Origin of the sequence: Streptomyces sp. MP131-18, assembly GCF_001984575.1 — a bacterium.
Classification (GTDB): domain Bacteria; phylum Actinomycetota; class Actinomycetes; order Streptomycetales; family Streptomycetaceae; genus Streptomyces; species Streptomyces johnsoniae.
The window spans coordinates 7087912-7112414 of the sequence record NZ_LZNS01000001.1 but is presented as its reverse complement, the minus strand read 5'-3'; the positions used below and the strand labels follow the sequence as shown (position 1 = coordinate 7112414).

At 71.3% G+C, this 24503-nt stretch carries 21 protein-coding genes and 1 tRNA gene; 9 read left to right on the top strand and 13 right to left on the bottom strand.

Annotation, left to right across the window (positions count from 1 at the left end):
• The first annotated feature begins 26 nt into the window (after window positions 1-26).
• Window positions 27-1007 carry a PAC2 family protein gene (locus tag STBA_RS31565; protein WP_077062436.1) on the top strand — a complete coding sequence of 327 codons (981 nt, stop codon included), beginning with the start codon at window positions 27-29 and terminating at the stop codon, window positions 1005-1007.
• A 30-nt stretch (window positions 1008-1037) separates the two neighbouring features.
• On the opposite strand, the gene mshC is transcribed toward STBA_RS31565, so the two are convergent.
• From mshC to STBA_RS31540, 5 genes are all read right to left on the bottom strand, one after another.
• Window positions 1038-2267, bottom strand: coding sequence for a cysteine--1-D-myo-inosityl 2-amino-2-deoxy-alpha-D-glucopyranoside ligase (gene mshC, locus STBA_RS31560; protein ID WP_077062435.1), 1230 nt, complete (start codon window positions 2265-2267; stop codon window positions 1038-1040).
• Between the two features lie 50 nt (window positions 2268-2317).
• Entirely contained in the window at window positions 2318-3163 is an 846-nt protein-coding gene (locus tag STBA_RS31555; protein WP_079252263.1) for an SCO1664 family protein, read from the bottom strand.
• Window positions 3124-3717 (bottom strand): DUF3090 domain-containing protein, encoded by a 594-nt coding sequence (locus tag STBA_RS31550; RefSeq protein ID WP_077062433.1) that lies wholly within the window; start codon window positions 3715-3717, stop codon window positions 3124-3126. Before STBA_RS31550 ends, STBA_RS31555 begins: the two co-directional genes overlap by 40 nt.
• Window positions 3718-3782: 65 nt before the next feature.
• Window positions 3783-4475, bottom strand: a complete 693-nt coding sequence (locus tag STBA_RS31545) for an MSMEG_4193 family putative phosphomutase (RefSeq protein WP_077062432.1) — start codon at window positions 4473-4475, stop codon at window positions 3783-3785.
• A 24-nt stretch (window positions 4476-4499) separates the two neighbouring features.
• On the bottom strand, window positions 4500-5549 hold the full coding sequence (locus STBA_RS31540; protein WP_077062431.1) for an LLM class F420-dependent oxidoreductase: 1050 nt from the start codon (window positions 5547-5549) through the stop codon (window positions 4500-4502).
• An 87-nt stretch (window positions 5550-5636) separates the two neighbouring features.
• Between STBA_RS31540 and STBA_RS31535 the strand changes: the two genes are divergently transcribed.
• The gene (locus tag STBA_RS31535) at window positions 5637-6623 is read left to right on the top strand and encodes an aldo/keto reductase (protein WP_077062430.1); all 987 of its coding nucleotides are present in this window, start codon (window positions 5637-5639) and stop codon (window positions 6621-6623) included.
• 14 nt (window positions 6624-6637) lie between these two features.
• The gene (locus STBA_RS31530; RefSeq protein ID WP_077063748.1) at window positions 6638-8560 is read left to right on the top strand and encodes a helix-hairpin-helix domain-containing protein; all 1923 of its coding nucleotides are present in this window, start codon (window positions 6638-6640) and stop codon (window positions 8558-8560) included.
• A 6-nt stretch (window positions 8561-8566) separates the two neighbouring features.
• On the opposite strand, the gene STBA_RS31525 is transcribed toward STBA_RS31530, so the two are convergent.
• Window positions 8567-9226: a hypothetical protein gene (locus tag STBA_RS31525; RefSeq protein WP_077062429.1), complete on the bottom strand. Its 660-nt coding sequence runs from the start codon at window positions 9224-9226 to the stop codon at window positions 8567-8569.
• A gap of 47 nt (window positions 9227-9273) precedes the next feature.
• On the opposite strand from STBA_RS31525, the gene STBA_RS31520 reads away from it, so the two are divergent.
• On the top strand, window positions 9274-9462 hold the full coding sequence (locus tag STBA_RS31520) for a DUF5703 family protein (protein WP_077062428.1): 189 nt from the start codon (window positions 9274-9276) through the stop codon (window positions 9460-9462).
• 55 nt (window positions 9463-9517) lie between these two features.
• Here the strand turns inward: STBA_RS31520 and STBA_RS31515 are convergent, their stop codons facing one another.
• The 3 genes from STBA_RS31515 to STBA_RS31505 form a co-directional block, all read right to left on the bottom strand.
• A complete protein-coding gene (locus STBA_RS31515) occupies window positions 9518-10252 on the bottom strand; it encodes a chaplin (protein ID WP_077062427.1) in 735 nt (244 codons plus the stop codon).
• A gap of 147 nt (window positions 10253-10399) precedes the next feature.
• Window positions 10400-10633: a chaplin gene (locus STBA_RS31510; RefSeq protein ID WP_077062426.1), complete on the bottom strand. Its 234-nt coding sequence runs from the start codon at window positions 10631-10633 to the stop codon at window positions 10400-10402.
• A 147-nt stretch (window positions 10634-10780) separates the two neighbouring features.
• Window positions 10781-12154 (bottom strand): M20/M25/M40 family metallo-hydrolase, encoded by a 1374-nt coding sequence (locus STBA_RS31505; RefSeq protein WP_253195145.1) that lies wholly within the window; start codon window positions 12152-12154, stop codon window positions 10781-10783.
• Between the two features lie 126 nt (window positions 12155-12280).
• Between STBA_RS31505 and STBA_RS31500 the strand changes: the two genes are divergently transcribed.
• Window positions 12281-12365: transfer RNA gene (locus tag STBA_RS31500), tRNA-Leu, on the top strand.
• On the opposite strand, the gene STBA_RS31495 is transcribed toward STBA_RS31500, so the two are convergent.
• Window positions 12331-13419, bottom strand: coding sequence for a recombinase family protein (locus STBA_RS31495; protein WP_077062424.1), 1089 nt, complete (start codon window positions 13417-13419; stop codon window positions 12331-12333). The genes STBA_RS31500 and STBA_RS31495 overlap by 35 nt on opposite strands.
• A 234-nt stretch (window positions 13420-13653) precedes the next feature.
• On the opposite strand from STBA_RS31495, the gene STBA_RS31490 reads away from it, so the two are divergent.
• From STBA_RS31490 to STBA_RS31480, 3 genes are read left to right on the top strand one after another with little or no spacing between them, the layout of a single operon-like run.
• The gene (locus STBA_RS31490; RefSeq protein ID WP_253195143.1) at window positions 13654-13980 is read left to right on the top strand and encodes a CU044_2847 family protein; all 327 of its coding nucleotides are present in this window, start codon (window positions 13654-13656) and stop codon (window positions 13978-13980) included.
• Window positions 13977-18317, top strand: coding sequence for a trypsin-like peptidase domain-containing protein (locus tag STBA_RS31485; RefSeq protein ID WP_077062422.1), 4341 nt, complete (start codon window positions 13977-13979; stop codon window positions 18315-18317). Before STBA_RS31490 ends, STBA_RS31485 begins: the two co-directional genes overlap by 4 nt.
• A gap of 7 nt (window positions 18318-18324) precedes the next feature.
• Window positions 18325-18720 carry a hypothetical protein gene (locus STBA_RS31480; protein WP_253195141.1) on the top strand — a complete coding sequence of 132 codons (396 nt, stop codon included), beginning with the start codon at window positions 18325-18327 and terminating at the stop codon, window positions 18718-18720.
• A 208-nt stretch (window positions 18721-18928) separates the two neighbouring features.
• On the opposite strand, the gene STBA_RS37420 is transcribed toward STBA_RS31480, so the two are convergent.
• Together STBA_RS37420 and STBA_RS31475 are read right to left on the bottom strand one after the other, a co-directional pair.
• Window positions 18929-19159, bottom strand: a complete 231-nt coding sequence (locus STBA_RS37420; RefSeq protein WP_143659594.1) for a hypothetical protein — start codon at window positions 19157-19159, stop codon at window positions 18929-18931.
• 586 nt (window positions 19160-19745) lie between these two features.
• Window positions 19746-19907: a hypothetical protein gene (locus STBA_RS31475; protein WP_216355997.1), complete on the bottom strand. Its 162-nt coding sequence runs from the start codon at window positions 19905-19907 to the stop codon at window positions 19746-19748.
• A gap of 152 nt (window positions 19908-20059) precedes the next feature.
• Here STBA_RS31475 and STBA_RS31470 point away from each other — a divergent pair, with 152 nt between their 5' ends.
• Window positions 20060-21769, top strand: a complete 1710-nt coding sequence (locus STBA_RS31470; RefSeq protein WP_077062420.1) for a helix-turn-helix transcriptional regulator — start codon at window positions 20060-20062, stop codon at window positions 21767-21769.
• 367 nt (window positions 21770-22136) lie between these two features.
• Here STBA_RS31470 and STBA_RS31465 read toward each other — a convergent pair whose 3' ends face one another.
• A complete protein-coding gene (locus STBA_RS31465) occupies window positions 22137-23234 on the bottom strand; it encodes a MerR family transcriptional regulator (RefSeq protein WP_077063747.1) in 1098 nt (365 codons plus the stop codon).
• Window positions 23235-24503 lie beyond the last annotated feature (1269 nt).

Here is a 24503-nt window from a genome sequence, read left to right as displayed (position 1 = left end):
CCGCCCCGGCCGGGAGGAGGCGCTGGGTGATCGAGCTCGACGGAGTTCCCGAGCTGGTCGACCCGGTCATGGTGGCCGCGTTCGAAGGCTGGAACGATGCTGGTGACGCCGCCTCCGCCGCGGTCGCTCATCTGGAGCGGGAGTGGAAGGGGGAAGTGTTCGCGGCACTGGACGCCGAGGACTACTACGACTTCCAGGTCAACCGCCCGCACATCTGGCTGGACGGCGGGGTGCGCCGCGTCACCTGGCCGACGACCCGGCTGTCGGTGGTGCGGATCGGCTCGGAGCACGGGCCGGTACCGCGCCGCGACATCGTTCTGGTGCGCGGTATCGAGCCGAGCATGCGCTGGCGTTCGTTCTGCAACGAGATCCTCGGCTTCGCGCACGAACTGGGCGTGGAGATGGTGGTGGTGCTCGGCGCCCTCCTCGGTGACACCCCGCACACCCGGCCGGTGCCGGTGACGAGCGTGACGTCGGACGAGGACCTGGCCCGTTCCCTCGACCTGGAGGAGTCCAGGTACGAGGGGCCCACCGGCATCGTCGGCATCCTCCAGGAAGCCTGCACGCACGCCGGGGTGCCGGCGGTGACGCTGTGGGCGGCCGTTCCGCACTACGTCGCGCAGCCGCCCAACCCGAAGGCGTCGCTGGCGCTGCTGCACGCGCTCGAGGACCTGCTCGGCGTCGGCATCCCGCTGGGCGACCTGCCGGAGGACGCCAGGGCCTGGCAGATCGGCGTGGACCAGCTGGCCGCGGAGGACAGCGAGGTCGCCGAGTACGTGAAGTCGCTCGAGGAGGCCCGGGACACCGCGGAGCTGCCCGAAGCCTCCGGGGAGGCGATTGCCAAGGAGTTCGAACGGTATCTGCGCCGCCGCGACGGGCAGCCGCCCGCCGGGGACACCGGCTCCTACCTCCGCGACCCGGGCAGCGGGCGCACCAGACCGCGCAGACGCCCGCCTGAGTCGGACCAGAGCGGGCAGGAGCCGGGCGCCGGGGACCCGGACGACTGATCAGCCGCCGGGGCCCCGGCCGCGGAGCTGTCAGAGAGCCACGCCGAGCAGGGCGTCCACGGCCCTGCTGATCACGCCGGGGGCACCCGGATCGCCGCCGCCCTCGCGGGCCTGGTCATCGGCCCAGCGGTCGACGGCGGCCAGCGCCGCCGGCGCGTCCAGGTCGTCCGCCAGCGCGGCGCGGATCTCCTCCACGGCCCCCTCGGCGGGCGGCCCCTCGGGGCGGGACACCGCGGACCGCCAGTGCGCGAGCCTGCGCATCGCAGCGGCCAACACCGCCTCCGTCCATTCCCAGTCGGCTCGGTAATGGTGCGCGAGGAGGGCCAGGCGGATCGCCGCCGGGTCCTCCCCGTCCTGCCGCAGCCGCGAGACGAAGACCAGGTTCCCCTTCGACTTCGACATCTTCTCGCCCTCGTAGCCCACCATCCCGGCGTGCACGTAGGAGCGGGCGAAGGGGTGGCCGCCGGTGAGGACGTGCGCGTGCGAGGCGCCCATCTCGTGGTGCGGGAACGCCAGATCGGTCCCGCCGCCCTGCACGTCGAACCCCATCCCGAGCCGGTCGAGCGCGATGGCCACGCACTCGATATGCCAGCCCGGCCGGCCGGGGCCGAGCGAGGCGCCGTCCCAGGACGGCTCCCCCGGCCGGGCGGCGCGCCACAGCAGCGGGTCCACCGGGTCCTTCTTGCCCGGCCGCTCCGGGTCACCGCCGCGCTCCGCCGACAGCGTCCGCATCGCCGCGGCGTCCAGCCGCGAGACGGACCCGAAGCGCGGGTCGGCCTGGACCGAGAAGTAGACGTCACCGTCGACGTCGTAGGCGGCGCCGGCGGCCCGGAGCCGCTCGACGAGGGGAACGATGGCCGGTATCGACTCGACCGCACCGACGAAGTCGCGCGGCGGCAGGACGCGAAGCGCCGTCATGTCCTCGCGGAACAGGGCGGTCTCGCGCTCTGCGAGCGCCGACCAGTCGACGCCGGTCGCCGCGGCCCGCTCCAGGAGCGGGTCGTCGACATCGGTGACATTTTGCACGTAGTGCACCTGGCGCTTGGTGTCGAGCCAGACCCGCTGCACGAGGTCGAACGCGGTGTAGGTGGCCGCGTGGCCGATGTGGGTGGCGTCGTAGGGGGTGATGCCGCAGACGTAGATCCGGGCGACCGGTCCGGGGGTGAGGGTCACCCGGCCGTTCGTCGCGGTGTCGTGAATCGAGAGATCACGGCCTTGACCGGGCAGAACGGGAACCTTTGAGGCTGGCCAGGCATGCATGCCCCGAGCCTAACCGCATGCCGCCGCAGTCACGACAGGGCCGGGCGGGATCACACCAGGGGCCACGGAATCGCCGGCCACTCCCCGCTGGGCTCCGGGTAGCGCCCGGTGCGCAGCAGCGTGGCCGTTCTGGCGCGCAGCGCCTCGCACTCGTCCGGGGTCAGCAGGGCGCGCAGTCGCGTCAGCAGCGGGCGGTCCGCCGCGAGTTCGGCATCGAGGGTGCGCAGCGACTCGTGTACGGCGGGCGGCAGCGGCTCGCCCGCCCAGCCCCACAGCAGGGTGCGCAGCTTGTTGTCGGTGTGGAACGTGACGCCGTGGTCGATTCCGTACAGGCGGCCGTCGGGCAGCGGCAGCAGGTGACCGCCCTTCCGGTCACCGTTGTTGATCACGGCGTCCAGCGCCGCCACCCGGCGCAGCCGCTCGTCGTCCGCGTGGACCAGCAGGGCCGTTCGCCCGGCCCCGACCTGGGCGAGGCCCACGGCCTTCCAGCCCGGCTCCGGCGCCTCGGCGTCGATCAGCGCGAGCAGCGAGTCGGGCCCCTTGCCGGCCCCCTCCGCGCCCGGCGCGGGTCCCACCCACTGCTGGCACATGCCGCGCCCCAGCGGGCCGTCCCGCAGCACCGTGGGCGGCACCAGGTCCCAGCCGAGGGCTCGGGACACCTCGTACGTGGCGACCTCGCGCTGCGCGAGGGTGCCCTCGGGAAAGTCCCACAGCGGGCGTTCCCCCGAAACCGGCTTGTAGACGCAGCCGAGGCGCTGCCCCGCCCACTCCGCGGTGGCGTACAGCACCGTGTTGGAGGCGTCCACGATGCGTCCGTGGACGGTCAACTCGCCGCGGGAGAGCACCTCGTCGGCCGTCACACCCGGCTGCGGCGGTATCCGTTCTGGCGCGGACATACGTGTCCCTCCGGATCGAGCGGCAGGCTGCAGAGCGGGCAGGGCGGGCGGCCGGCGTTCACCACTTCGAGGGCGCGTTTGGCGAAGGCACGGGCCATCGTTCCGCTGAGGCGGACGCGCAGCATGGGCGGGCCGTTCTCGTCGTCCCGCAGGAGCCGCTCCTCGGCCTCGGCGAAGGCCTCCTCGGTTTCGGCTTCGAGTTCGACGAGGGCCTGGGCCTCGACGATCATGCGCTCGCTGTCGCTGTCCCAGGCCAAGGCCATGGTGCCGACGCGGAACTCCTCCTCGACGGGGGACTCCAGCGGTCCCGTGTCGGTCAGCTCGGCGGGCGCGACGGCGGGCACGGTCGTGTTGCCGCCCGCACGCCGCACTACTTCGTCGAGCAGCTCGTCGATGCGCTCGGCGAGGGCTTCCACCTGGGCCTTCTCCAGGGCCACGCTGGTCGTGCGGCCGTCCGCCGATGCCTGAAGGAAAAAGGTACGGCGGCCAGGCAGCCCGACCGTCCCGGCGACAAAGCGTTCGGGAGGGTCGTAGAGGAATACCTGACGGGACACGTACTGCTCCGTTGGGTCGACTGCTTGAGACACTGGCACCCTACTGCGGTTCGCGATCACCGTGGTCAGGCACCACCACCCACGGGAGCCTCGGTGGCCTCCGCGGCATCGCGCGCGGCCTCCTCCGTGTCCGGAACGAACTCCTCCAGGCTGCCGGTGTCGCCGAACCTGAGCAGCAGCGGCGGCTCGCCGTAACGGATGGCGGTCACCGACGCCGGGTGCGGAACGATGCGCTGGAACAGGTCGAGGTGCAGGCCGAGGGCGTCCGCGACGACCGCCTTGATGTTGTCACCGTGGGTGCACATCAGCCACACCGCCTCTGGGCCGTGCTCCGCCGCGACCCTGGCGTCCCATTCCCTGGCCGCCGCGACCACGCGGGCGTGCACCTCCCGCATCGCCTCCCCGCCGGGGAACACCACGGCCGACGGCTGGCTCCTGACGGTCGCCATCAGCGGCTCCCCGGCCAGCTCCTTCAACGTGCGGTTGGTCCACTCGCCGTAGTCGCACTCGGTGACGCGGGGCTCGGCGTGCACCGGAAGGCCGGGGCGCGCCTCGCGCAGCGGGGCCAGCGTCTGGACGCAGCGCTCCAGCGGGCTGTGCACGGCGAGGGCCAGCGGAATACCGGCCAGCCGGCCGGGGAGCGCGGCGGCCTGCTCCGTGCCGTGGCCGTCGAGCCGGACGCCGGGCGCGCGGCCGGCGAGGACGCCTGCGGAATTGGCGGTGGTCCGGCCGTGCCGGATGAGCAGCAGGGTGGGCATGCGGCAAGCGTAGATCAGCGGGGCTCAGGCGAGCCCGGCCCGTTCCATGGCCTCGACTCCGGCCCGCAGTCCGGCGATCCGCTCCTGGAGCGTGAAGCCCGCGGGCATCAGCGACAGGGTGGTGGTGCCCGACTCCGCATAGGCCCGCATCCGGTCGGCGATCCGCGGCAGCGGGCCGATGAGCGTCGTGGCGTCGATCAGCGAACGGGGCACCGCCGCGGCCGCGCCGTCCCGGTCCCCGCTCAGGTAGCGGCGCTGGATCTCGTCGGCCTCCTTCTCGTACCCCATGCGCTGCGCCAGCCGGTTGTAGAAGTTCTGCTCCCTGCTGCCCATGCCGCCGACGTAGAGCGCGGTGTAGGGGCGGAAGTGGTCCGCGAGCGCGTCCAGATCCTCGCCCACGGCCATGGGAACGGTCGGCACGACGTCGAAGCCGTCCAGCGTCAGCCCGGCCTTCTCCCGCCCGGCGCGCAGCGGCGCCAGCGTGGTCTCCTCGGCGTGCTCGGGCGCGAGGAACAGCACCAGCGCGCCGTCGGCGATCTCGCCGGTCTGCGTCAGGTTCTTCGGGCCGATGGCCGCGATGTACAGCGGGATGCGCTCGCGGACGGGGTGGACGGTGAGCTTGATCGGCTTTCCCCGGCCGCCGGGCAGGGGAAGCGTCCAGTGCTCTCCTTCGTGGGTCAGCCGTTCGCGGGACATCGCCTTTCGGACGATCTCGACGTACTCGCGGGTCCTGGCGAGCGGCCGGTCGAACGCCGTGCCGTACCAGCCCTCGGACACCTGCGGCCCCGAGACGCCCAGGCCGAGGCGGAACCGGCCGCCGGAGAGCGCGTCCAGGGTGGCGGCGGTCATCGCCGTCATGGCCGGGGCCCGGGCCGGGATCTGCATGATGGCGGCGCCGACGTCGATCCTGCTGGTCTGCGCGGCCACCCAGGAGAGCACCGTGGGCGCGTCCGAGCCGTACGCCTCCGCGGCCCAGCAGACCTCGTAGCCGAGCCGGTCGGCCTCCTGGGCCACGGCCAGATTGTCCGCGTCCATCCCGGCTCCCCAGTAGCCGAGGTTGATTCCGAGTCGCATGTGCGCTCCTCCAGCCCGCTCTTACCCGTCAGTAACCCACCCGTCCCCCCGGACTGTAACGTGTGGCCGCAAGTACGCTCAACGCTCATGGATCTCAGGCACCTGGGCCGCACCGGCCTGCGCGTCTCGCGGCTCGGACTCGGCACCCTCACCTGGGGCAGGGACACCGGGGAACAGGACGCCGCGGAACTGCTGAAGACGTTCTGGGAGGCGGGCGGCACCCTGGTGGACACCGCGGACGTCTACGGGGACGGCGGCGCCGAGTACCTGCTGGGGCGGCTGCTCGACGGGCTGGTGCCCCGGCGCGACCTGGTGGTCGCCACCAAGGCCGGCAGCGTGCCCGACCCCGACCGGCGCTTCGACGCCTCCCGCGGGCACCTGCTGGCCGCGCTCGACGCCTCCCTCGAACGGCTGAACACCGACTACGTCGACCTGTGGCAGGTGCACGCGTTCGATCCGGAAACGCCCATGGAGGAGACACTCCAGGCCCTGGAGATCGCGGTGGGCAGCGGCCGGGTCCGGTACGCCGGGGTGTCCAACTTCTGCGGCTGGCAGCTCGCCAAGGCCGCCACCTGGCAGCTGGCCGCGCCGGGCGCGCGCACCCGCCTGGCCAGCACGCAGATGGAATACTCCCTCCTCCAGCGCGGAGTGGAACGCGAAGTGCTGCCCGCCGCCCTCGACCTGGGCATCGGGCTGCTGCCCTCCTCGCCGCTCGGCCGCGGCGTCCTGACCGGCAAGTACCGCAGGGGCGAGGCGCCGGCCGGCTCGCGGGGCGCGTCCGAGCAGCTGGCGCCGTTCGTCGAGCCCTACCTCGACGAGGCCGCCGGCCGGATCGTGGACGCCGTGACCATAGCGGCCGACGGCCTCGCGGTCACCCCGCTGCACGTCGCCCTCGCCTGGGTGCGGGACAGGCCGGGCGTCGCGGCGCCGCTGGTCGGCGCCCGGACGGTGCACCAGCTCGGCGAAGCGCTGTCAGTGGAGGACCTTAGCCTTCCTGAGGAGATCTGCCGAGCGCTGGACGACGTCTCGGCGCCCGTGCACCGGTACCCCGACCAGGACTGGAGTTCGCTGTGACCGCCGAGAACGCCGTGCCCGCCGACGAGCCCGCGGCCGCGGCTGCGGCCGCCAAGGACCCCGCAGCAGAACTGCGCGCGGCCGTACGCGCCGTGGAGACCGGCGAGCGGCCGGCCGCCTCGTTCTTCACCCGGCCCGCGCCCCCGCCGCCCAGGCCCGCCGCGACGCGGCCAGGCGGCGTGCGGCCCGGCGGGGCGGCGGCGGGAGCGGCCCGCCCGGCGGCCGTTCCCGCCGCCGTTCCGGAGCTGCTCGCGCGAGGCGGCGCGCCGGACGCCCTGGCCCCGCGGGTGGTGGCCGCTCTGGGCGAGGGCGCCGCCGAGGAGCTGGCGGCCGATCCGTGGCGGCTGCTCGCCGTGGACGGCGTGCGCCCCGAGCAGGCCGACGGATTCGCCCGCGCGCTGCTCGGGCCCGAGTGCGCGCCGGGGGACGAGCGCAGGACGCGGGCGCTCACGGCATGGCTGATGGAGCGGGCCGCCGCGGCCGGGCACACCGCGCTCGAGCCCGCGTCCGTCGCGAGAAGCCTGGCCGAGCACGCGGTGCCCGACCCCGACGCGGCCGTCCGCGACGCCATCGAGGCCGGTACGGTCCTGGTCTTCCAGCACCCGCTGCCGGGCGGCCCTGCGGCCGGCGAGGACGAGGCTCCGCCCGTGTCCGTGCTGCTCGGCCTCGAGAGGTACGCGCTCGCCGAGGAGAGCCTGGCGGACGGCCTCTCCCGGCTGCGCGGCACGTTCGGGCCCGCGGCCGACGGCGGCCAGGACTGGGCCGCGGCGGCTGCCGCGGCGCCGTCGCCCTCCGCCACCGAGCTGATCGGCGCCGCGGCCCGCAGCGCCCTCGTCGTCCACACGGGCGGCGAGGCGGCGCGCGCCGAGCCGGCCGCGCTCGTCGCGGCCGCACGCGCGCTCGGCCTGCGCGCCTGCGCCGCGGCACACACCGAGGACGGCAGACGGCGGCTCGCCGCCCTGCTGCCCGCCGACGCGGCCGTGACCGTCGGCGGGCTGCTCGACGGCGCCGAGGGCCCCGGACGCGACGAGGACGGGCTGTTCGCCGTCGACCTGCTGGCCGTGCTGGACAGCGACCGGCTCGGCGCCGAGGCCGCGGCCGCCCTGGTGGAGTCGCTGCCGGACGGCGCGCGCCTGGTGCTCAGCGGCGATCCGCAGCTGCTCGGCGCGGCCGGCCCGGGCCAGGTCCTGGCCGATGTGCTGGCCGCCGGCTGCGCGCCGCACGTCCGTTCCAGAACGCCGGACCCCGGCCCGGTGGGCGAGCTGATCTCGGGGATCGGCGTGGGCGAGCTGCACCAAGTCGCCGCCCCGGACAAGGAGGTGGTGATCGTGCCGGTGCGCGACGCGGGCGAGGCCGTTCACCGCACGGCCCAGTTGGTCACCGATTCGGTGCCGCGCGCCTTCGGGGTGCCGGCGGCGGACGTGCGCGTGATCACGCCGGGGCACGGTGGCGCGGCGGGGACCCGCGCGCTCAACGCGGCGCTGAAGGAGCGGCTGAATCCGGGGCCGGGCACGTTCGGCGGCTTCGATCCGGGGGACCGGGTCGCCCACTCCCCCGCCCCGGGGCACACGCGCCTGGCGACCGTGGCCGACGCGGACGGCGAGGGCCTGTGGCTCGACGGGGTGGACGGCAGGTTCCGTGTGGCGAAGGAGCGGGTGGCCGACACGGTGCGGCACGGCTGGGCGCTGACGGCGCATCAGGCGGCGGGCAGCCGCTGGCCCGCCGCGGTCGTGGTCCTGCCGGGCGACGCCTCGGCCGCGATCGACCGCGCCTGGGTGTACACGGCGTTCAGCCGCGGGGAGCGCCACCTGTCCGTCGTACAGGGCACCGGGCCGGGCCTGGCACGGGCGGTCGCCGAGCCGCCCGCGCACCCGCGCACGACCCGCCTGCGCGCGCTGCTGAGCGAGCAGGCGGCCTCCGCGGCGCCGGCCCCCTGAGGGCCGTCAGTCGGCGGGGTCCAGGTCGTCCTCCTCGAAGGCTTCGCTGATGTCGAAGCGGCAGATGACGCTTTCGGGATCGACCGACTCGAAGGGGGCGGTCAGCCACTCGCCGGGCTCCGCCGGCTCGTCGCCGGCCGTCACCCAGAGCGTCGAGTCGCCCTCGTCGAGGCCGAACTCCTTGTATCTGCTGGCGATCTCGTCCGGGTCGAACTCGCCGAACAGCACGCCGAGCGCGGTCTGCATGCTCCGGCCCGCGCCCTCCTCGCCATCCGCCTCGTCTCCGTCGGTGGCGTCCGGGTCCAGCTCCGCTACGCGCTGTGCCTGCGCCAGCAGCCGCCGCGGCTCGACCACCGTGTAGTCCCGCCGGATGAAGACGCTCAGGGCGTCCGGCTCCTCCGGCCCCGCGTACACCGCTCCCCCGTCCGTTTCCGGCACCTCGAACGGGGTGACCTCGTCGTAGGCGTCGTACAGCAGCTCGTCGTACGCCTCGCCCGCGGCGGCCATCTCGTTGAATGCGGCGAACACCGCGGCGTCCGCCTCGGCCTCCGCCTCAGGCGCCTCGGCTCGCCGTTCGATGGCGGCGAGATGCCGGTCGATCGCCTCTTTGAGCGCGTCGGCGGCGGCGCGGACTTCGGCAGCGGTCGGCTGCACAGCATCAGACATGGTGCAGACGGTATCGGCATCCAGGGCTTGCCCGCACAATAGATACGATGCCGGAATATGAGTTTCGCGATGTGTACGTGCCACGGGGGGTCTCCCGTGCCGCCGCCACCCGCCTGCTGACCGATCACGCGGAGTACGGCCACTGGGAGCTGGCCCGGCTCCGCCTGTATCCGGACGGCAGCCGCCGGGTGAGGCTGCGACGTCGCATCATCCGTCAACTGCGAGCCACATGGTGACGAGTGGGCCCCGCCAACGGGCGGGGCCCACTCGTCGTATCCGTACCTTCGTGGATCAGCCCTGGCGCGCCAGCCGGCCGCGCCGGTAGAGCACCACACCGCCGAACAGCAAGCCGGCACCCAGCGGGAGTACCCCGGCGACCGGCAGGCCGCCGCCCGTCGCCGCCAGTTCACCGGCCGGGTCCTGAGCGTCGCTGACCGGGACCGCCTCCGGCGCCGGGTCGGCGGGCAGCGGAGCCGGCTCCTCGTCCACCGGCTCGGCCGGTGGGGCCGGGTCGGTCGGCTCCTCGGGAGCCTCCGGCGAGACCGGGGGCGCAGGTGGCGCAGGCGGCGCAGGCGCCTCGGCGTCGACGGCGCAGCCGTTGCCGAACACGGGGTTGAGCACGCCCACGACCGAGACGCTGTTCCCGCACGCGGTCACCGGTGCGTTGACCGGCGCCTGGATGTTGTTGCCCGAAGCCACGCCGGGAGACCCGGCCGCCGTTCCGCTCGCCTCGGCGCCACCGCCACCGCCCCCGCCAGGGCCACCGGGGCCGCCGCCGGAGCCGCCGCCGACGACGCAGTTGTTGCCGAACGCCGGGTTGAGCACACCGACCACGTTCACGGTGTTCCCGCAGAGCGTGACCGGCGCGTTGACCGGTGCCTGAATGGTGTTGCCCGAGGCCACCCCGGGCGAATTCGCGGCGGCGCCGCCCGCGTTCGACTCGGCTTGTGCCGAGCCGGCCGCCAGGCCGAGCAGACCGCCCGCGGCGGCTACGGTGATCAGGCCCTTTTTCGTGACCTGTCGCATGGTGATTCCCCTGCCTCGATTCTCATGGACGCGGGGTGGGGGTGTGAGGGCACCCGCGGCCTGACTGTGCAGCCGGAACGGCCCCGGAGTGAGCGGTGCTCGTCCTCCGGGGCCGCGGCTCAAGCCCTCAAGAAGTGGGGCAGAACCTCACTTGACGATGCAGGTGTTGCCAAAGGCCGGGTTCAGCACGCCGATGATGTCAATCGTGTTCCCGCAGACGGTGATCGGGAGGTTGATCGGCACCTCCACGACGTTCCCGGAGAGGACACCAGGAGAACCGACAGCGGCCCCTCCGGCGTTGGACTCCGCGAGCGCCAGACCCGACCCAGCCAGCATCAGACCGCCGGTGGCAGCCGCAACAGCGACGACCTTCTTGATCATTCTTCCTCCTTGTTGACAATGCGGTCCCAGCCGGGGACTGCACTTGCTGCAACGAGGAGGAGTGAAACGAGGGCACGAAACGTTCCGGTCTTTCACTCACCTTGAGGAACACCGGACGCCTGATCGATTATGACCGGTCGCAAAAGCTCAGCATTGGTCCAGAAATCGGTCCAGCACCCGAACGCCGAATTTCAGTCCGTCAACGGGCACCCGCTCGTCCACACCGTGGAACATCCCGGCGAAGTCCAACTCCGGGGGCAGCTTCAACGGCGCGAACCCGAAACCCCTGATGCCGAGATCGTCGAAGGACTTCGCGTCCGTCCCGCCCGACAGCATGTACGGAACGGCACGGGCGATCGGGTCCTCCGCCTGCAGCGCGGACTGCATGGCCTCGACCAGCGCCCCGTCGAACGTGGTCTCCAGCGCCTTGTCGGCGTGCACGTCCTCGCGCCTGACCCGCGGCCCGAGCAGCCGGTCCAGGTCGGCCAGGAACTCCTCCTCGAAACCGGGGAGGAACCGCCCGTCGACGTGCGCGGTGGCCTGCCCGGGAATCACGTTCACCTTGTACCCGGCGCCGAGCTGCGTGGGCGCCGCCGTGTTCTGGAGCGTCGCCCCGATGATCTTGGCGATGCCGCCGAGCCTGGCCAGCGTCTCCTCCATGTTCTCCGGGTCCAGCTCGGTGCCCAGGGCGTCGGACAGCTCGTCCAGGAAGGACCGCACGGTCTTGGTGACCCGGACCGGGAACTTGTGCCGCCCGAGCCGCGCCACCGCCTCGCACAGCTCGGTGATCGCATTGTCGTTGTTCGTCATCGATCCGTGCCCCGCCGTGCCATCGACGGTCAGGCGCATCCAGTGCATGCCCTTCTGCGCCGTCTCGACGAGGTAAAGCCGCAGGTTCTCGTTCACGGTGAACGAGAAGCCGCCGACCTCGCTGATCGCCTCGTCGACCCCCTCGAACAGCTCCGGGTGATGATCGACGAGATGACGCGCCCCGTACACGCCTCCCGCCTCCTCGTCCGCGAGGAAGGCCACCACGACGTCCCGGGGCGGCTTGCGGCCCGTGCGCAGCCTCTCGCGCACGACGGCGAGGGTCATCGCGTCCATGTCCTTCATGTCGACGGCGCCCCGCCCCCACACACAGCCGTCCGCGATCTCCCCGGAGAACGGGTGGTGCGTCCAGTCCTCGGCATTGGCGGGCACCACGTCGGTGTGCCCGTGGATGAGCAGCGCGGGCCGGGAGGGATCGGCACCCTCGATCCGCGCCACGGTGGACGCGCGGCCGGGCCGCGACTCGAAGATCCGCGGTTCGAGCCCGACCTCGGCGAGCTGCTCGGCCACGTACTCGGCGGCGGCCCGCTCCCCCGGCCCGGAGTCGTCCCCGTAGTTGCTGGTATCGATCCGGATGAGGTCGCGGCAGAGACCGACCACCTCCTCCTCCGCGCGCCGGCTGCCTCCGTCATGATCCGGTGTCGGGCTCGACTGGCTCACGCTGCCTCCTCCTGCTGTGGGCTCGGCCCCCATACTCCCCCGTCCCCCCACCCACCCCAAGGCCCACTGCCCCCGATGCCCGGGGAGATCACCACGCCAGGACTTTGCTATGGTTTCCCACGTCGTCACCGGGGCGCACGCCCAGGCGACACACACCCCGTCCGGGTGGCGGAATGGCAGACGCGCTAGCTTGAGGTGCTAGTGCCCGATTAAGGGCGTGGGGGTTCAAGTCCCCCCTCGGACACGACCAGTACGCCCACGCGTGGTGCTGGCCGGGACTCGGCCAGCACCTCTTGTTTTTCATGGTCGTAGTTCAAGCGTAGCCCCGGATGGCGGTACACCTCCGCCTTGTCCGCCGGGTCGGCCTGACGCAGGGCGTTCAGCAGTCCGCCGAGGGCGTCGACGAGGTCGCGGATCTCCTGGCGGGACATTCGCCGCGCGGGGCCGGTGGGGCCCTTGAGCTGCTTCAGCCGAGTCTCTGCCGCGAGGCGCTCGGCCTGGATCTCGCGGCTCCAGGAGGCGACGAGAGCGGGATCGGCTCCCGCTTCCAGCGCGGCGCGGTGCCGGGCCGGCTTGCGGTCGCACTCGGCCACGGTCCGCCGGAGAGCTTCGGCCTGCGGGTCCTCCCGCGGCTGAGTGTCTTCCATCGCGGTGAGGGAGTGCTCGATCCGGTCGGGGGCGAAGACTCCGGCCAGCCAGGTGTCCAGCGGGTCGATGAGGTCGGCTTCGCGGACATAGGCGCTGCGCGGGTGGTCGATCTTGTTGGCGATGGCGTATTCGGCGGGGAAGCGGCAGCGGTAGTACGCCTCGTCGCGGACCCAGTTGCCGTGCATGCGCCGGCCGCAAGTGCGGTGGGTGATCAGTCTTTTGAAGGCGTAGGGGTGCTGGGTGCGTACGTGGCGGCCGGTGGAGGCGGGACCGCGGGAGGCCAGGCGCCGCTGGGCCCGCTCGAAGGTCCCCTTGGTGATGAGGGCGGGGTGGGCGGGCTCTTCGGAGAAGACCCAGTCGTTCTTGTCGTTCCAGGTCTGCTTGGTCCGGTGCCCCAGGGCGACGTCCTCGACGTCGATGAGCGATTCTTCCTTGCGCTGTTTGTTCCGGACCTCGTGGCCGGTGTAGCGAGGATTGGCCAGGATCGTGCGGACGGCGCTCTTGGACCAGGCGATGCCGGAACGGTGGCGGTCGCGGCCGTGGGCGGCCGTGAGGGCCTGCGCGCGCGTGAGCTGCCAGTTCCTTGATGCGACGGGGTCTTGCTGGTCTTCGGTGGAGCATCGGCCCGCGAAGGCAAAGGTGATGGTCACGCAGCCCTCCTTTCATCGCCGGGGTCGGTCATGTCGCTGCCCTCTTTTTCGCTACAGAGTGCGAAGCGGTGGGGCACAACCCGCGACAATGCCTGAGACACAAGCACAAAGTGCCCATACAAGGGACTGACGAGGAGAACGGCAGGGTGGCCTCCCTGGCGTGTGATTTCTGACATATCCTCGTAATGGTCGCGAGGGAGGGGAAGATTTCTCATGCGTGCGGTTGAGTTACCGGTGACCGATGACGGCGACGAGAGCGTGCTCGTGCAGGTTCGGGAGACGGGGGCGGATCCTGAGCTGGGTGTGGTGCCGGTTGGCAGGGCCGGGGAGCCGCCCGTCGGGCGGGCGGCTCAGTCTCTGGACGCGATGCTGGGCGTCGTCCGCCCCGTCGCCGAACGGTTCGTGGCGCGTCTGTCGGACATGGAGCGACCGCCTGACGAGGTCGGCCTCGACTTCGGTATCTCGCTGACGGCCGAAGCGGACGTGCTGATCGCCACCACTGCGGGGGAGGCAAACTTCTCCGTCACGCTGACCTGGCACCGGCGGCAGGACCAGCCGTGACCGCGCCCGAGCCGGCGCCGTTGGCAGGCGGCGTTCTGCGCGTGCTGCGTGACGACGGCGCGGTCGCTGGCGCGGCCTTCCTGGTGGCCGAGCGGTTGGCGGTCACCTGCGCCCACGTGATCGGGGCGGGCGGCGCTGGGCCCGGTCCGCAGGTCATGGTGGATGTTGGTGTCGCCGATGGTCCCGGTCCCTTCCCCGCCACCGTTCGCGAGTGGCATCCCGACGCGGACGTCGCCGTGCTGGAGCTGGGCGCGCCGTTGCCCGGCACGCGGCCGGTGCCCCTGGTGGAGACAGGGGACCTGCTGTGGGGCCATCGGGCGAGGACGCTCGGCTTTCCCAGGAACCACGACCAGGGCGTCTGGCACGCCGCGGTGCTGCGGCAGCAGCAGGGTAACGGCTGGCTCCAGTTCGAGCAGGCCACCGACGGCCGCTACGCTGTCCGCCGGGGCTTCAGTGGAGCGCCGGTCTGGGATGACGAGGTGGCCGCCGTGGTCGGCATGGTCGTCGCGGCCGACCTCGGCCACCCGGTGGCGTTCCTCATCCCCACCGAGCGGCTGGTCGCCGCATCCCCTTCACTACGCGACGTGGTCGGCCTGCCGTCCCCGTTCCCCGGTCTGGAGGCGTACCAGGAGAGCGATGCCGCGGCCTTCTTCGGCCGGGAACGGGAGACGGGGCAGATCACGCGCCTGATACTCGACCATCCGCTGTTGACCGTGCTCGGCGCCTCGGGCTGCGGCAAGTCCTCCGTGGTCCGAGCCGGCGTCGTGCCCAGGCTGCGCGCGGCGGGCATGGCCACCTGCGTGCTCCCACGCACCCGCGACCTGCTCGGAGCGCTCGCCACCGGCCTCACCTCGCTGGTCCAGCCCGAGTTACAAGGCGCGGCGCAGCGGGAGGCGATCCGCTCGACGCGCCGCGAGTTGACCGAGGGGGGCCTGCCCGACCTCGTGGACCAGATTCGCGCCACGCGGGGCGTCGACGGCCTGGTTGTCGTCGTGGACCAGCTGGAGGAACTGCTCACCCACGTGGATGCCGCACCGGCGCTCGCCCTGCTGTTCGGTGACGACCCACCAGAGGGCCTACGGATCCTGACGACCCTCCGGGTGGACTTTCTGCCAGCGGTCGAGGAGAACCCGCTACTGGGCCGCGCAGTGCGCGGCGCCACCTTCCTGCTGCCACAGATGACGGCCGGCCAGGTCCGGGAGGCAGTGACCGGCCCGGTGGCGCGGGTGCCGGCCGTCTCCTACCAGGATGGGCTGGTCGACCGGATCGTCGGGGACGTCGGCAACGCCGTGGGCGTGCTGCCACTACTGGGGTTCACCCTCGACCAGCTGTGGCGCGAGCAGCGCACCGGACGCCTGACCCAGCAGACGTACGCTCAGCTCGGTGGGGTGCACGGGGCGCTCGCCCAGCGGGCGGAGCGCGCCTGGCGGCAGTACACCGCTGACGGCGTGGACGAGGAGGCAGCCGCACACGTCCGCCGGTTGCTGATCCGGCTGATCCGGCTGCCGCCAGGCACCCACTCGCCGATCCGCCGCACCGTGCGCCGGGCCGAACTCGCCCCCGGCGAGTGGGCCGCCGCGCGGACCTTGGCCGACCAGCGGCTGCTAGTGATCGCACCGCCCGCGACGGAGGCGGACACCCGGTTCGGTGAGAGCGTCGAGCTGGCCCACGAGGCACTTATCAGCGGCTGGCCACGGCTGCAGCGGTGGGCGGAGGCCGACCGGGACTTCCTCGCCTGGTACGAGCGGCTGCGGCAGGACCGCGAGCGTTGGGTGGCAGAAAGGACCCCGAACGACCTGCTGCCCGGTGCCACGGCCCTGGCGGCCGCCGAGCCGTGGATCGCCGAGCGCCGCGACGACATCGACGCCGCGGCGCTGGACTTCCTCGACCGGGGCTGGGCGCGTCATGGCCGTCAACAACGCGTGCGCCGCGGCCTGTTCGGCTCGGCGGGCACGGTCGTCGTGGTCATCGCCGTCCTGACGGCGCTCTTCGCCTACCAGACCCGGGTCAGTGCGACCCGCGACGCCGAGTCCGACTCCCGTGCCCTCGCCGCGTCCTCCGCCACCGTGCTGGCCACCGATCCCACGCTCGCGGGTATCTACGCGCTGGCGGCGTACGAGCGGGCGCCCACAGACGAAGCCCGCGACGCGCTGCTCCAGACGTACGTCACCTACGGAAACACCGAGCTGGTGATGTCCGGGGCGCGTGGCGGCGTGCGGCGCGTCGCGGCAAGCCGCGACGGGCGGGTGATACTGACCAGCGGCCGGCAGGGGCAGGCCACCCTGTTCCGTCGGGACAGGGCTGACCAGTTGCACCGCGAACCTTTGCCGTTCGGCGACGACTATGCGATCTACCCCTTCGTGTCACGGGACGGGGATCGCATCGGGTATGTGACCCGCTCCGGCGCCCTCGTCTGGTATCCCTCGGATGACCTCGACGAAAAGCACACGCTGCCCGGTCACGAGTTCTCCATGGACGAAATGGACCTGAGTCCAGGTCAGCGGATGGTCGCCGTTTCCCAGGACAGCGATCGAATCGTGGCGGCGGAGTCCCTGGGCAACCAGTTGGTCCGCTGGGACCTGGAGGCGGGCACTGTCGCGGAGCCCATCACCATCGAGGGAGAAGTCGCCATCGAGAACGTGTGGTTCGGCCGCGACCCGAACTTCGTGTTGGTCGAGGTGGGAGCCTTTCAGCGCGACGTGCTCAGGGTCGACCTGCGGTCCGGTGAGACCACCACGGTGGTCGAGGACGCCGCAGGCACCACGTTCTCCGGGGACGGCACCACGATAGCCGTCTGTGGCCATGACGGGACGCTGCTCGTGGGTCGCGCCAATGAGACCATCCACACCTCGATCCCGAACGCCTGTCTCACGGACACGCCCGCACTCGACCACACCGGCCAGTACGTGTCGAACGGGGCGGTGGTACCCAGGGTGTACCGACTGTCAGGAGACGGAGAGGCGGTTCTCCTGCCGGAAGCCCCAGGGAACGTGCTGACCAGCGGCTTCGACCACACCACCCTCGGGGAAATCCTTCAGGACGGCGACCGGTACTTCCACCTCGTCGCGGACTCCGACGCCGTGGTGTTGATCGAGCAGCCCACCACCCCGGAACCCGAGTTCGCCTCGTTCCGCCTCCTCCGGGACGGTGACCGGATGCTCGCCTACACCTACGACGGCAACGGTGACGGGTCCGCCGACGACTCTTCCCTCATCCTGAACGACATCAGCGAGCTCCCCGGCGAGGAACGTGAGGAACTGGCGGAAGTGGAGCGGTCGGGTGCCACCTTCGTTCCAGACCGCACCACTGCCACGCCAATCTCCGAACATGCAGGGCTGATGGCCGACCTCATGACCGAGGAAGGCTGGATCCTGATCCGTGACATCGAGACACTTGACCCCGTCACCGACATCCGGGTGACGCCGCCGCCCACGGAGCCGCACCCCAATTCCGCACCCGGGGTCGAGATCATCTTCCAGGAGGACGGCCGACTGGTCACCCGGTCGGGAAGCTTGGTGGAACGGTGGGACCCCAGAACCGGCCGGCGAACCGATCACGTCGACCTGGCCGACCTCGGGCTGCTCAGCGACGACCCACTCCACGCTGAGTCGCTCCGCATCACCTCTGCGGCGCGGGACGGTCATATCGCCGTCGTCAACGGCGGTCCCGAGGTACGGGTGGTGGACGTGCGAGCCGACCGCGAGGTGCCCGAGCTTCGCATCGACACAGGCGAACGCGTCAACACCGTGACCTTCAACCCCCGCGACGAGCAGCACCTGATTGTCGTGCGACGCGGCACCTCGTGGGAGCAGTGGCGCATCCCGTCACCGTCCGACGGCGCCCCCGCGCGCCGGTTGACGGGGCCTACCGAGATCTGCGCCGGCTGCCCCGACCAGTTCGTGATCGCACCGTCCCTGCGGTCAGACGGCCGCTTCCAACTCGCCAGCGCCGGCCAAGTCCGAGTCTATGACCACGACTCCGCAGCTCCGACTGCCCGTTGGCAGGCCAGCACCGGCGGCGACTTCCTCGCCGCCTCGTCCGACGGGAACACACTGCTCTACTCTCCCTGGGACGCGGACGACGGCTGGGGAGGTGAGGGCGTCGTGAGCGTCATCCGCCTCGACGATGTCGACGTCTGGCGCGACGCCGTCTGCCGCATCACCGGCTGGATCACGGTCACCGACGGCGAAAGGGTTCGGGAGGCCACCGGAATCCAGGCCGGAGAGCTGTGCGACCCGTCCAGGGAAGGGGAAAGTGCAGAGAAGTTTCACCTGGGCCAAACGGCAGAGGCTGATCTTCTGCAACCCCACCAGCCGGATCAAGGACGGGCAGAATGAGTACGCCGTGCTGCAACCGCTCCTCCCCGAGCAGGTCGAGCGCTCCGTCGCGGCTGCGATGACACCGGCGGCGCGGCTCGTTCTCGTCCTCGCGGCGATCCACGCCGCCCGAGTCGCCCAGATCGCCGCCTTCATGCTCGACGACGTCGTTCTCGGCAACCGCCGCCTGACCGTCGCCGGACGCGCCCGGCCTCTCGACGACCTCACCCTGAAGCTTCTGATCGATTGGCTGGACCACCGGCGGCGCCGGTGGCCGAGTACCGCGAACCTCCACCTGCTGATCAACAACCAGACCGCCAACACAACCGGCCGGGCCGGCAATCACTGGATCAGCGCACCGATGCGAGGCAGGACGCCACTCTGGAGCGGCCCCGTGTCGACCGACAGCTCGAAGGGGCCCTGACCCATGGGCCTGCCCCGCTTCACCTCGCGGAGGTCTTCGGGCTCGACGAGAAGACCGCGATGCGCTACGCGGACTCCGCATGGGGTCTGCTGGAGCAGGCCGCCGAAGCCGAATCAGCGCTTCGGGCCCCGGACTCCTCCGCGGCCCGAAGGGGAGGGGTAACTGACGGGTAGTTGTCAGGGAGCTGGGCGACATCGCCGGGCGCGGGTCAGTCGGCGGGGTGGCGCCGGCCGGTGAGGGAGTCGAACTCCCAGGGGTGTTCCTCGGGCGGTTCGCCGCAGACGGTGCAGACGCCAGGGCGCATGAGCCCCTCGAAGTAGTTGTGAGAGAAGCCACCGGGGCCGTCGTAGTCGCGTTGCGCAGCGCTCAGGCAGTCCCGGGCCAGCAGCGGCCGCAGCAGTCGTGACCGAGGATGGTCGGGTTTACCTTCTTGCGGCACCCCTGGTGACTGCACACGTAGTAGCCGCCAGCGTGGTTGGTCCACCAGCGGGCGGGGTGAGTCGGTGCCCTCTTCCTCGACTGCACCGGCCGCAGTGGTGCGGGTGTTAGAAGACGCGATGAGACCTGTGACCACCGCAGCGGCCACGCTACTGATCACGATCACACCCGCCTTGCCAGCGAGCCCGAGGCGGTTCCACCTGTCAACGATCCGCTGCCGCAAGGGCCTTTCTCCATCGCAGCCTTCTGACGGCAGGTCGAAGGCTGAGGACCACCGCCCAGAGAGCGGGATGTTTCATTGTCCGGCACTGCCATCTGACGAATCGTCTTCTCTGCCCTGGGAGAAGTTCAGACGCGTGCCGGGCCATGACTACCTTGCACCGTGAGGCAGACAAGAGGACCCAGGTCGAGTTGCCTGTGAACCCACTGGCTCATCCCCCAGAATCAGAGCATCGCACCCGCAGGCTCATGGTAAAGAACCCTCGGATTCCGTGAACTCATGGGCCTCCCCGGGCCTGAGTAGTTGCGGTACAGGAAGTCACGGCAAGATTGATCTTGCTGCGGTTCCGCTCCTCTGGATGAGGCGTTCAGGTGGGAAGTGCGGTGAGGGCCGCGGTCACGGTGGCGGCGAGGGTGACCACCGTGGCAAAGGTGGTGGCGGCTCGGGCGAGAGCGGTGGGGAAGGTGGCGCCGTCCATCCGGGCGAGCTTGCCTGCGCAGGCAGCGGTCAGCAGTGCGACGACGGTCACGAGTAGGGTGTATAGAAGAACGACGGCCACGACGGACTCCCGGTAGAAGGTGGGGCGTTGACATGGTCCAAGGTCGTGGAGCTGCTGTGCGCCGGGGTTCGCCGGGACGAGAATGAACACCGTCGAACACATCGGGTCGCGGGGGCAGGCGCATGAATGACGAGCAGAACGGCCATGGCTCGGCACTCACCGAACTGCGCAGGAGGGTGGCCGACGGGGTGGCGCAAGCCCGGCTGAACCAACAGCAGCTCGCTCAGCGGGCAGGTCTCGGGCGGACCACCGTGTCGGAAGCACTCTCGCCCAGGAAGCCCGTGCCGTCTGCGGAGACGGTGGCAGCACTGGCCCGCGCACTGAGGCTGCCGGTCCCAGATCTGCTGGACTTGCAACGGACCGCGGCGCAGGAGGCGGGCACGGTCACCGCCGACGGGCCGGGCCGCCCGATCGGCGAGTGGGAGCCGCACGACCTGGAGGTTCATCCTGCCGGACCCGGCACGACGGCAGCAAGTTCTGAAGCGAGCGCGGAGCGGGCGCTGCCCGGATACGTGCCCCGCGAGCATGACCGGGTGCTGGCCGAAGCGGTCCGCGACGCGAAGGCCAGCCGCAGCCGACTCGTGGTACTGGTCGGCACTTCGTCCACGGGCAAGACTCGGGCGTGCTGGGAGGCGGTTCAGCCCCTCGCCGATCAAGGGTGGTGGCTGTGGCATCCCTTCCACCCGGACCGCGCGCAGGCCGCGCTGGAGCAGCTGCACCACGTCCGGCCCCGCACGGTGGTGTGGCTGAACGAGGCCCAGCACTATCTCGGCGACCGTGCGCTGGGCGAGCAGATCGCGGCGGCCGTGCACCACCTGCTGGTCAGACCGGAGCGCGGGCCCGTCCTCGTGCTGGGCACACTCTGGCCCGAGTACGAAGCCCAGTACAACGCCCTGCCCAGACCGGGCGAAGCGGATCCGTACAGCCGGGTAAGGGAGTTGCTCGCCGGCCGGACCCTGGCCGTCCCCGACGCCTTCGACGCCCCGGCCCTGTCTGCCGCTGCTGTCCTTGCTGAGGAAGGTGACCGGCTGCTGGCCGACACCCTCACCCGCGCCCGCACCGACGGACGCCTCACCCAGGACCTGGCCGGTGCCCCCGAACTCCTCAACCGCTACCAACACGCCAGCCCAGCCGCCAAGGCACTGTTGCACGCCGCGATGGACGCGCGCCGCCTCGGCGTCGGCCTGCACCTTCCGCAAGCCTTTCTCACCGACGCGGCCACCGACTACCTCAGCCAGAGCGACTATGACCAGCTCACGGACAACTGGGCAGAACGGGCCTATGCCGAACTCGCCAAGCTTGTCCACGGCAAACAGGCACCTCTGCCCCGTACCAACCCGCGCCCCCCACGGCGTCCGCCCACCACCACCCCTGGCGCCGGAACTGTGGCACCGCAGGCGGCGGGGCCACAGTTTCGGCTCGCCGACTACCTCGAACAACACGGCCGGACCAGCCGCCGCCACCTATGCCCGCCCGGATCCTTCTGGCACGCCGCCCACACCCACCTCACCCACCCCGATGACCTGCACCAACTCGCCGAAGCAGCCGACAAACGCCATCGGCTGGAATGGGCCCACCACCTCCGCCGCCGCGCCGCCGACCACGGCAGCACCGTTGCCCTGTCTCGCCTGGCGGACATGCGGGCGAAAGCCGGGGACCGGGCTGGCGCCGAAGACCTTCTCCGGCAGGCCGCCGACTTCGGCAGCGACATGGCCCAAGAGAGGGAGCAACTCGTCAGGCGATGGCCGTATGGTCTGGACCCGGATGGCATACCGACACTCTCATGGCAACCGTCCGTGTACGTCCCACGCACACCGCCAGATGCGTCATAGGGGTGCCATCCCTTTGCGACTGATGACACGGTCTTTCGCGTATGTACCGGCCACGCCTGATCAATTTCGGCGGCACTTTCTGCACCGCAACTACTCGCACCCGCAGTCCCACTCGTCCATCGGTGTGGCCAGTGGCGTACAGGCCGAGGACGTCGTGCCCCATACCGTGTAACGTCCGACGCACACTGCGTGGGCTGCGGAAAGACAGCAGCAGCCGCCCTCGTTGACGACGACGCACTCTGTCACCTCTGCTACAACCGACGCCGTCGGCCACGACGCCTCTGCGGCCGTTGCGGAGAGCTCAAGCGCATCGCCCGAACCAGCGGCTCGTCCAGGAGCTGCCATGACGCTGAACCTGCGGCGCGGGTCACGTTTTGAGCAGGCGGAGGCCGAGATCTGCCGCGTCGAGGTCGACGAGGTCACTGTTGCGCCTGGCCCACCGGCCGGAGTCGAGGTCGTCGCTGAGGCTTCGCACCGCCCGCTGCTCGGCCTCCGACCCGACCCTCGTCCACACCGACATCGCACGGCGCACGTGATCCTCCAGATACGCACCCGGCCGGCGCCAGTACGCCTCGAACAGGCCGTCGGTGCAGTCCCACGGGATGGGCACCGGCTCAGCGCGGGCGCCGATCGAGTCGGCCATCCCCGCAAGCGAGGGAAACTCTGCGAGGACGGCGGCGAACTCGGGCAGGTAGTCGCGGGTAAGCCAGAACCGGTCCTGCCATCCAGGTTCGTCGGTGTCGAACGTGAGCACCACCACACGTCGGGCCACACGCCGCATCTCGCGCAGCCCCGCTATCGGGTCCCCCCAGTGGTGAACGGTGGAGACGGCCATCGCGACGTCGAAGGACTGGTCCTCGAACGGCAGGCTCTCCGCGGCGGCGGCCACGCACGGTGCCGAGCCGGCAGGCCGCTGCGACCGCATGACCGCCGACGGCTCCACCGCGGTCACGGCGCGATCAGCAGGCTCGTAGGAGCCGGTGCCGGCCCCGACGTTCAGCACCGTCTGCGCGTCCCCGAGCGCGTCCAAGATCCGCGCGGCGATCCGCGGCTCGGTACGCCGTGTCGCGGTGTAAGCGCCGCCGATCGCGTCGTACAGCCGCGCACCGAGCATCTCCAGTTGCTCCCCCGGTGTCACCTTCAGTCCCTTCGCCCGTGCCTCAAGTTCCCTGTCGATGGCCGCCACCATGGCGTCAACGCGATCACGCCGCTCCAGCATCAGGCCGCGCAGTCGGCGCAGGTGCGCGACCGCGTCGGTGGACGGGTCGCCGACCAGATCCGCAATTTCCCGCAGCCCGAAACCCAACCGCCGATAGGCCAGCACCTCCCGCAGCCGCTCCACGTCGCCCGCCGAATAGGCCCGGTACCCGGCCGCGGTCCGCGCCGACGGCCGAACGAGCCTGACCTCGTCATAGTGATGCAGCGTGCGGACGCTCACGCCGGCCAGCTCGGCTACGCGTCCCACGGTCCAGTGATCCTCCACGGCACCGACTATGCAGCCTGACGCCACGTGAGGGTCAAGAGCTCACTCACGGCAGCAAGAGCTGAACGCGAAGCGGCGGTCCGAGGTCACTGACATTGATCACGATGCCCGCCCCAGAATGACTCCCGAAGTCGCTCCGAAATGACTCCCTCGGAAACTGACACAGCCACCTGCGAGCGTGCCTTCGCCGGAATCGGTCAACAAGCACGAGAGCGACCGGAATCTCGACCTCGTGTTCGCCGAGTCCCAAAACTACCAGCAGGGCATCCTCCCAGCTGGTCCCGGCGCCCGCAGCCTCACCGAGTTCTTCGCGCACATCGACGCCAAACTCGACGCGACCGCTGCGAAGGCGCCAAAGACCCAGCGCAGTGACCGCGACGGGCTCAACCTCCTGACCAAACGCGCCAAGGTCCTCCACCTCGGCCCGGCGAACTACTGCTGGTTCACCGACCCGTCCCGGACGCTCTGCCTCAAGCTGGCCGGCACCCCGACCGCAGACCGTCCACTGGTCGGGATGTGTGACTCCGCCCGCTGCCCGCAGGCCACCTACCACCCCTGTCACCGCCCCATCTGGTCCGAGCACGCCGAACGCACCGAGACCCGCGCTGATCAACGCGCCATCCTCCGACCCGCTGTTCCGTCCGGACGTCATCACGATCCCGCCCGATCACCCCGTCTACCGTACGAACTGTCTGGTCACGGACTGCGAACGGACCACGATGGGCCACGGCGACCTGTGCTCGGCCCACGAGATGCTCTGGCGTCGGCAGCGCGATGCCGGGACACGCACCTTCCTCTATGCCAACCCCGAGGCCCGGGCCGCCATCGCCTCCGCGATGGCCGAGGCAGGTGATCGCCGGACTCGGATGCTCGTCGGGCAGGTCGACGAGCGCGAGGCAACCTGGCGCGAGCGCGCGCTGAACGCCGAGGGCGCGCTCAAGGCCGCCCAGGCCGAGATCCTCGCCCGGCGCACCCGAATCGGTGAACTCCTCGGCCAGATCCGGGGCTTGGGAGCCGAGTGGACCGAAGAGGCCGTCCAGCGGATCACCACGGAGAACACCACCCTCAAGCAAAGGGTCCGCCAACTGACCGCCGACATCCGCACCCTCGACGAGCGGCTCAAAGCCGCCCGATCCAACCTCCGCTTCCGGACCGGCGCGTCGCCGACCTCGAAGCCCGCCTCACCGGCCGGAACCACCGGCCTGATTACATCCCTCCGGCATCTCATGGCCCGTCCACCGTCCCGGTGGA

Excerpts from the sequence above, each read along its gene's own strand:
- STBA_RS31525 (WP_077062429.1), bottom strand. The coding sequence starts at position 9,226 with ATGTCTGATGCTGTGCAGCCGACCGCTGCCGAAGTCCGCGCCGCCGCC.
- STBA_RS31510 (WP_077062426.1), bottom strand. The coding sequence starts at position 10,633 with ATGATCAAGAAGGTCGTCGCTGTTGCGGCTGCCACCGGCGGTCTGATG.
- STBA_RS31555 (WP_079252263.1), bottom strand. The coding sequence starts at position 3,163 with ATGTCCGCGCCAGAACGGATACCGCCGCAGCCGGGTGTGACGGCCGAC.
- STBA_RS31520 (WP_077062428.1), top strand. The coding sequence starts at position 9,274 with ATGCCGGAATATGAGTTTCGCGATGTGTACGTGCCACGGGGGGTCTCC.
- mshC (WP_077062435.1), bottom strand. The coding sequence starts at position 2,267 with ATGCATGCCTGGCCAGCCTCAAAGGTTCCCGTTCTGCCCGGTCAAGGC.
- STBA_RS31545 (WP_077062432.1), bottom strand. The coding sequence starts at position 4,475 with ATGCCCACCCTGCTGCTCATCCGGCACGGCCGGACCACCGCCAATTCC.
- STBA_RS31515 (WP_077062427.1), bottom strand. The coding sequence starts at position 10,252 with ATGCGACAGGTCACGAAAAAGGGCCTGATCACCGTAGCCGCCGCGGGC.
- STBA_RS31540 (WP_077062431.1), bottom strand. The coding sequence starts at position 5,549 with ATGCGACTCGGAATCAACCTCGGCTACTGGGGAGCCGGGATGGACGCG.
- STBA_RS31470 (WP_077062420.1), top strand. The coding sequence starts at position 20,060 with ATGAATGACGAGCAGAACGGCCATGGCTCGGCACTCACCGAACTGCGC.
- STBA_RS31535 (WP_077062430.1), top strand. The coding sequence starts at position 5,637 with ATGGATCTCAGGCACCTGGGCCGCACCGGCCTGCGCGTCTCGCGGCTC.
- STBA_RS31505 (WP_253195145.1), bottom strand. The coding sequence starts at position 12,154 with ATGGGGGCCGAGCCCACAGCAGGAGGAGGCAGCGTGAGCCAGTCGAGC.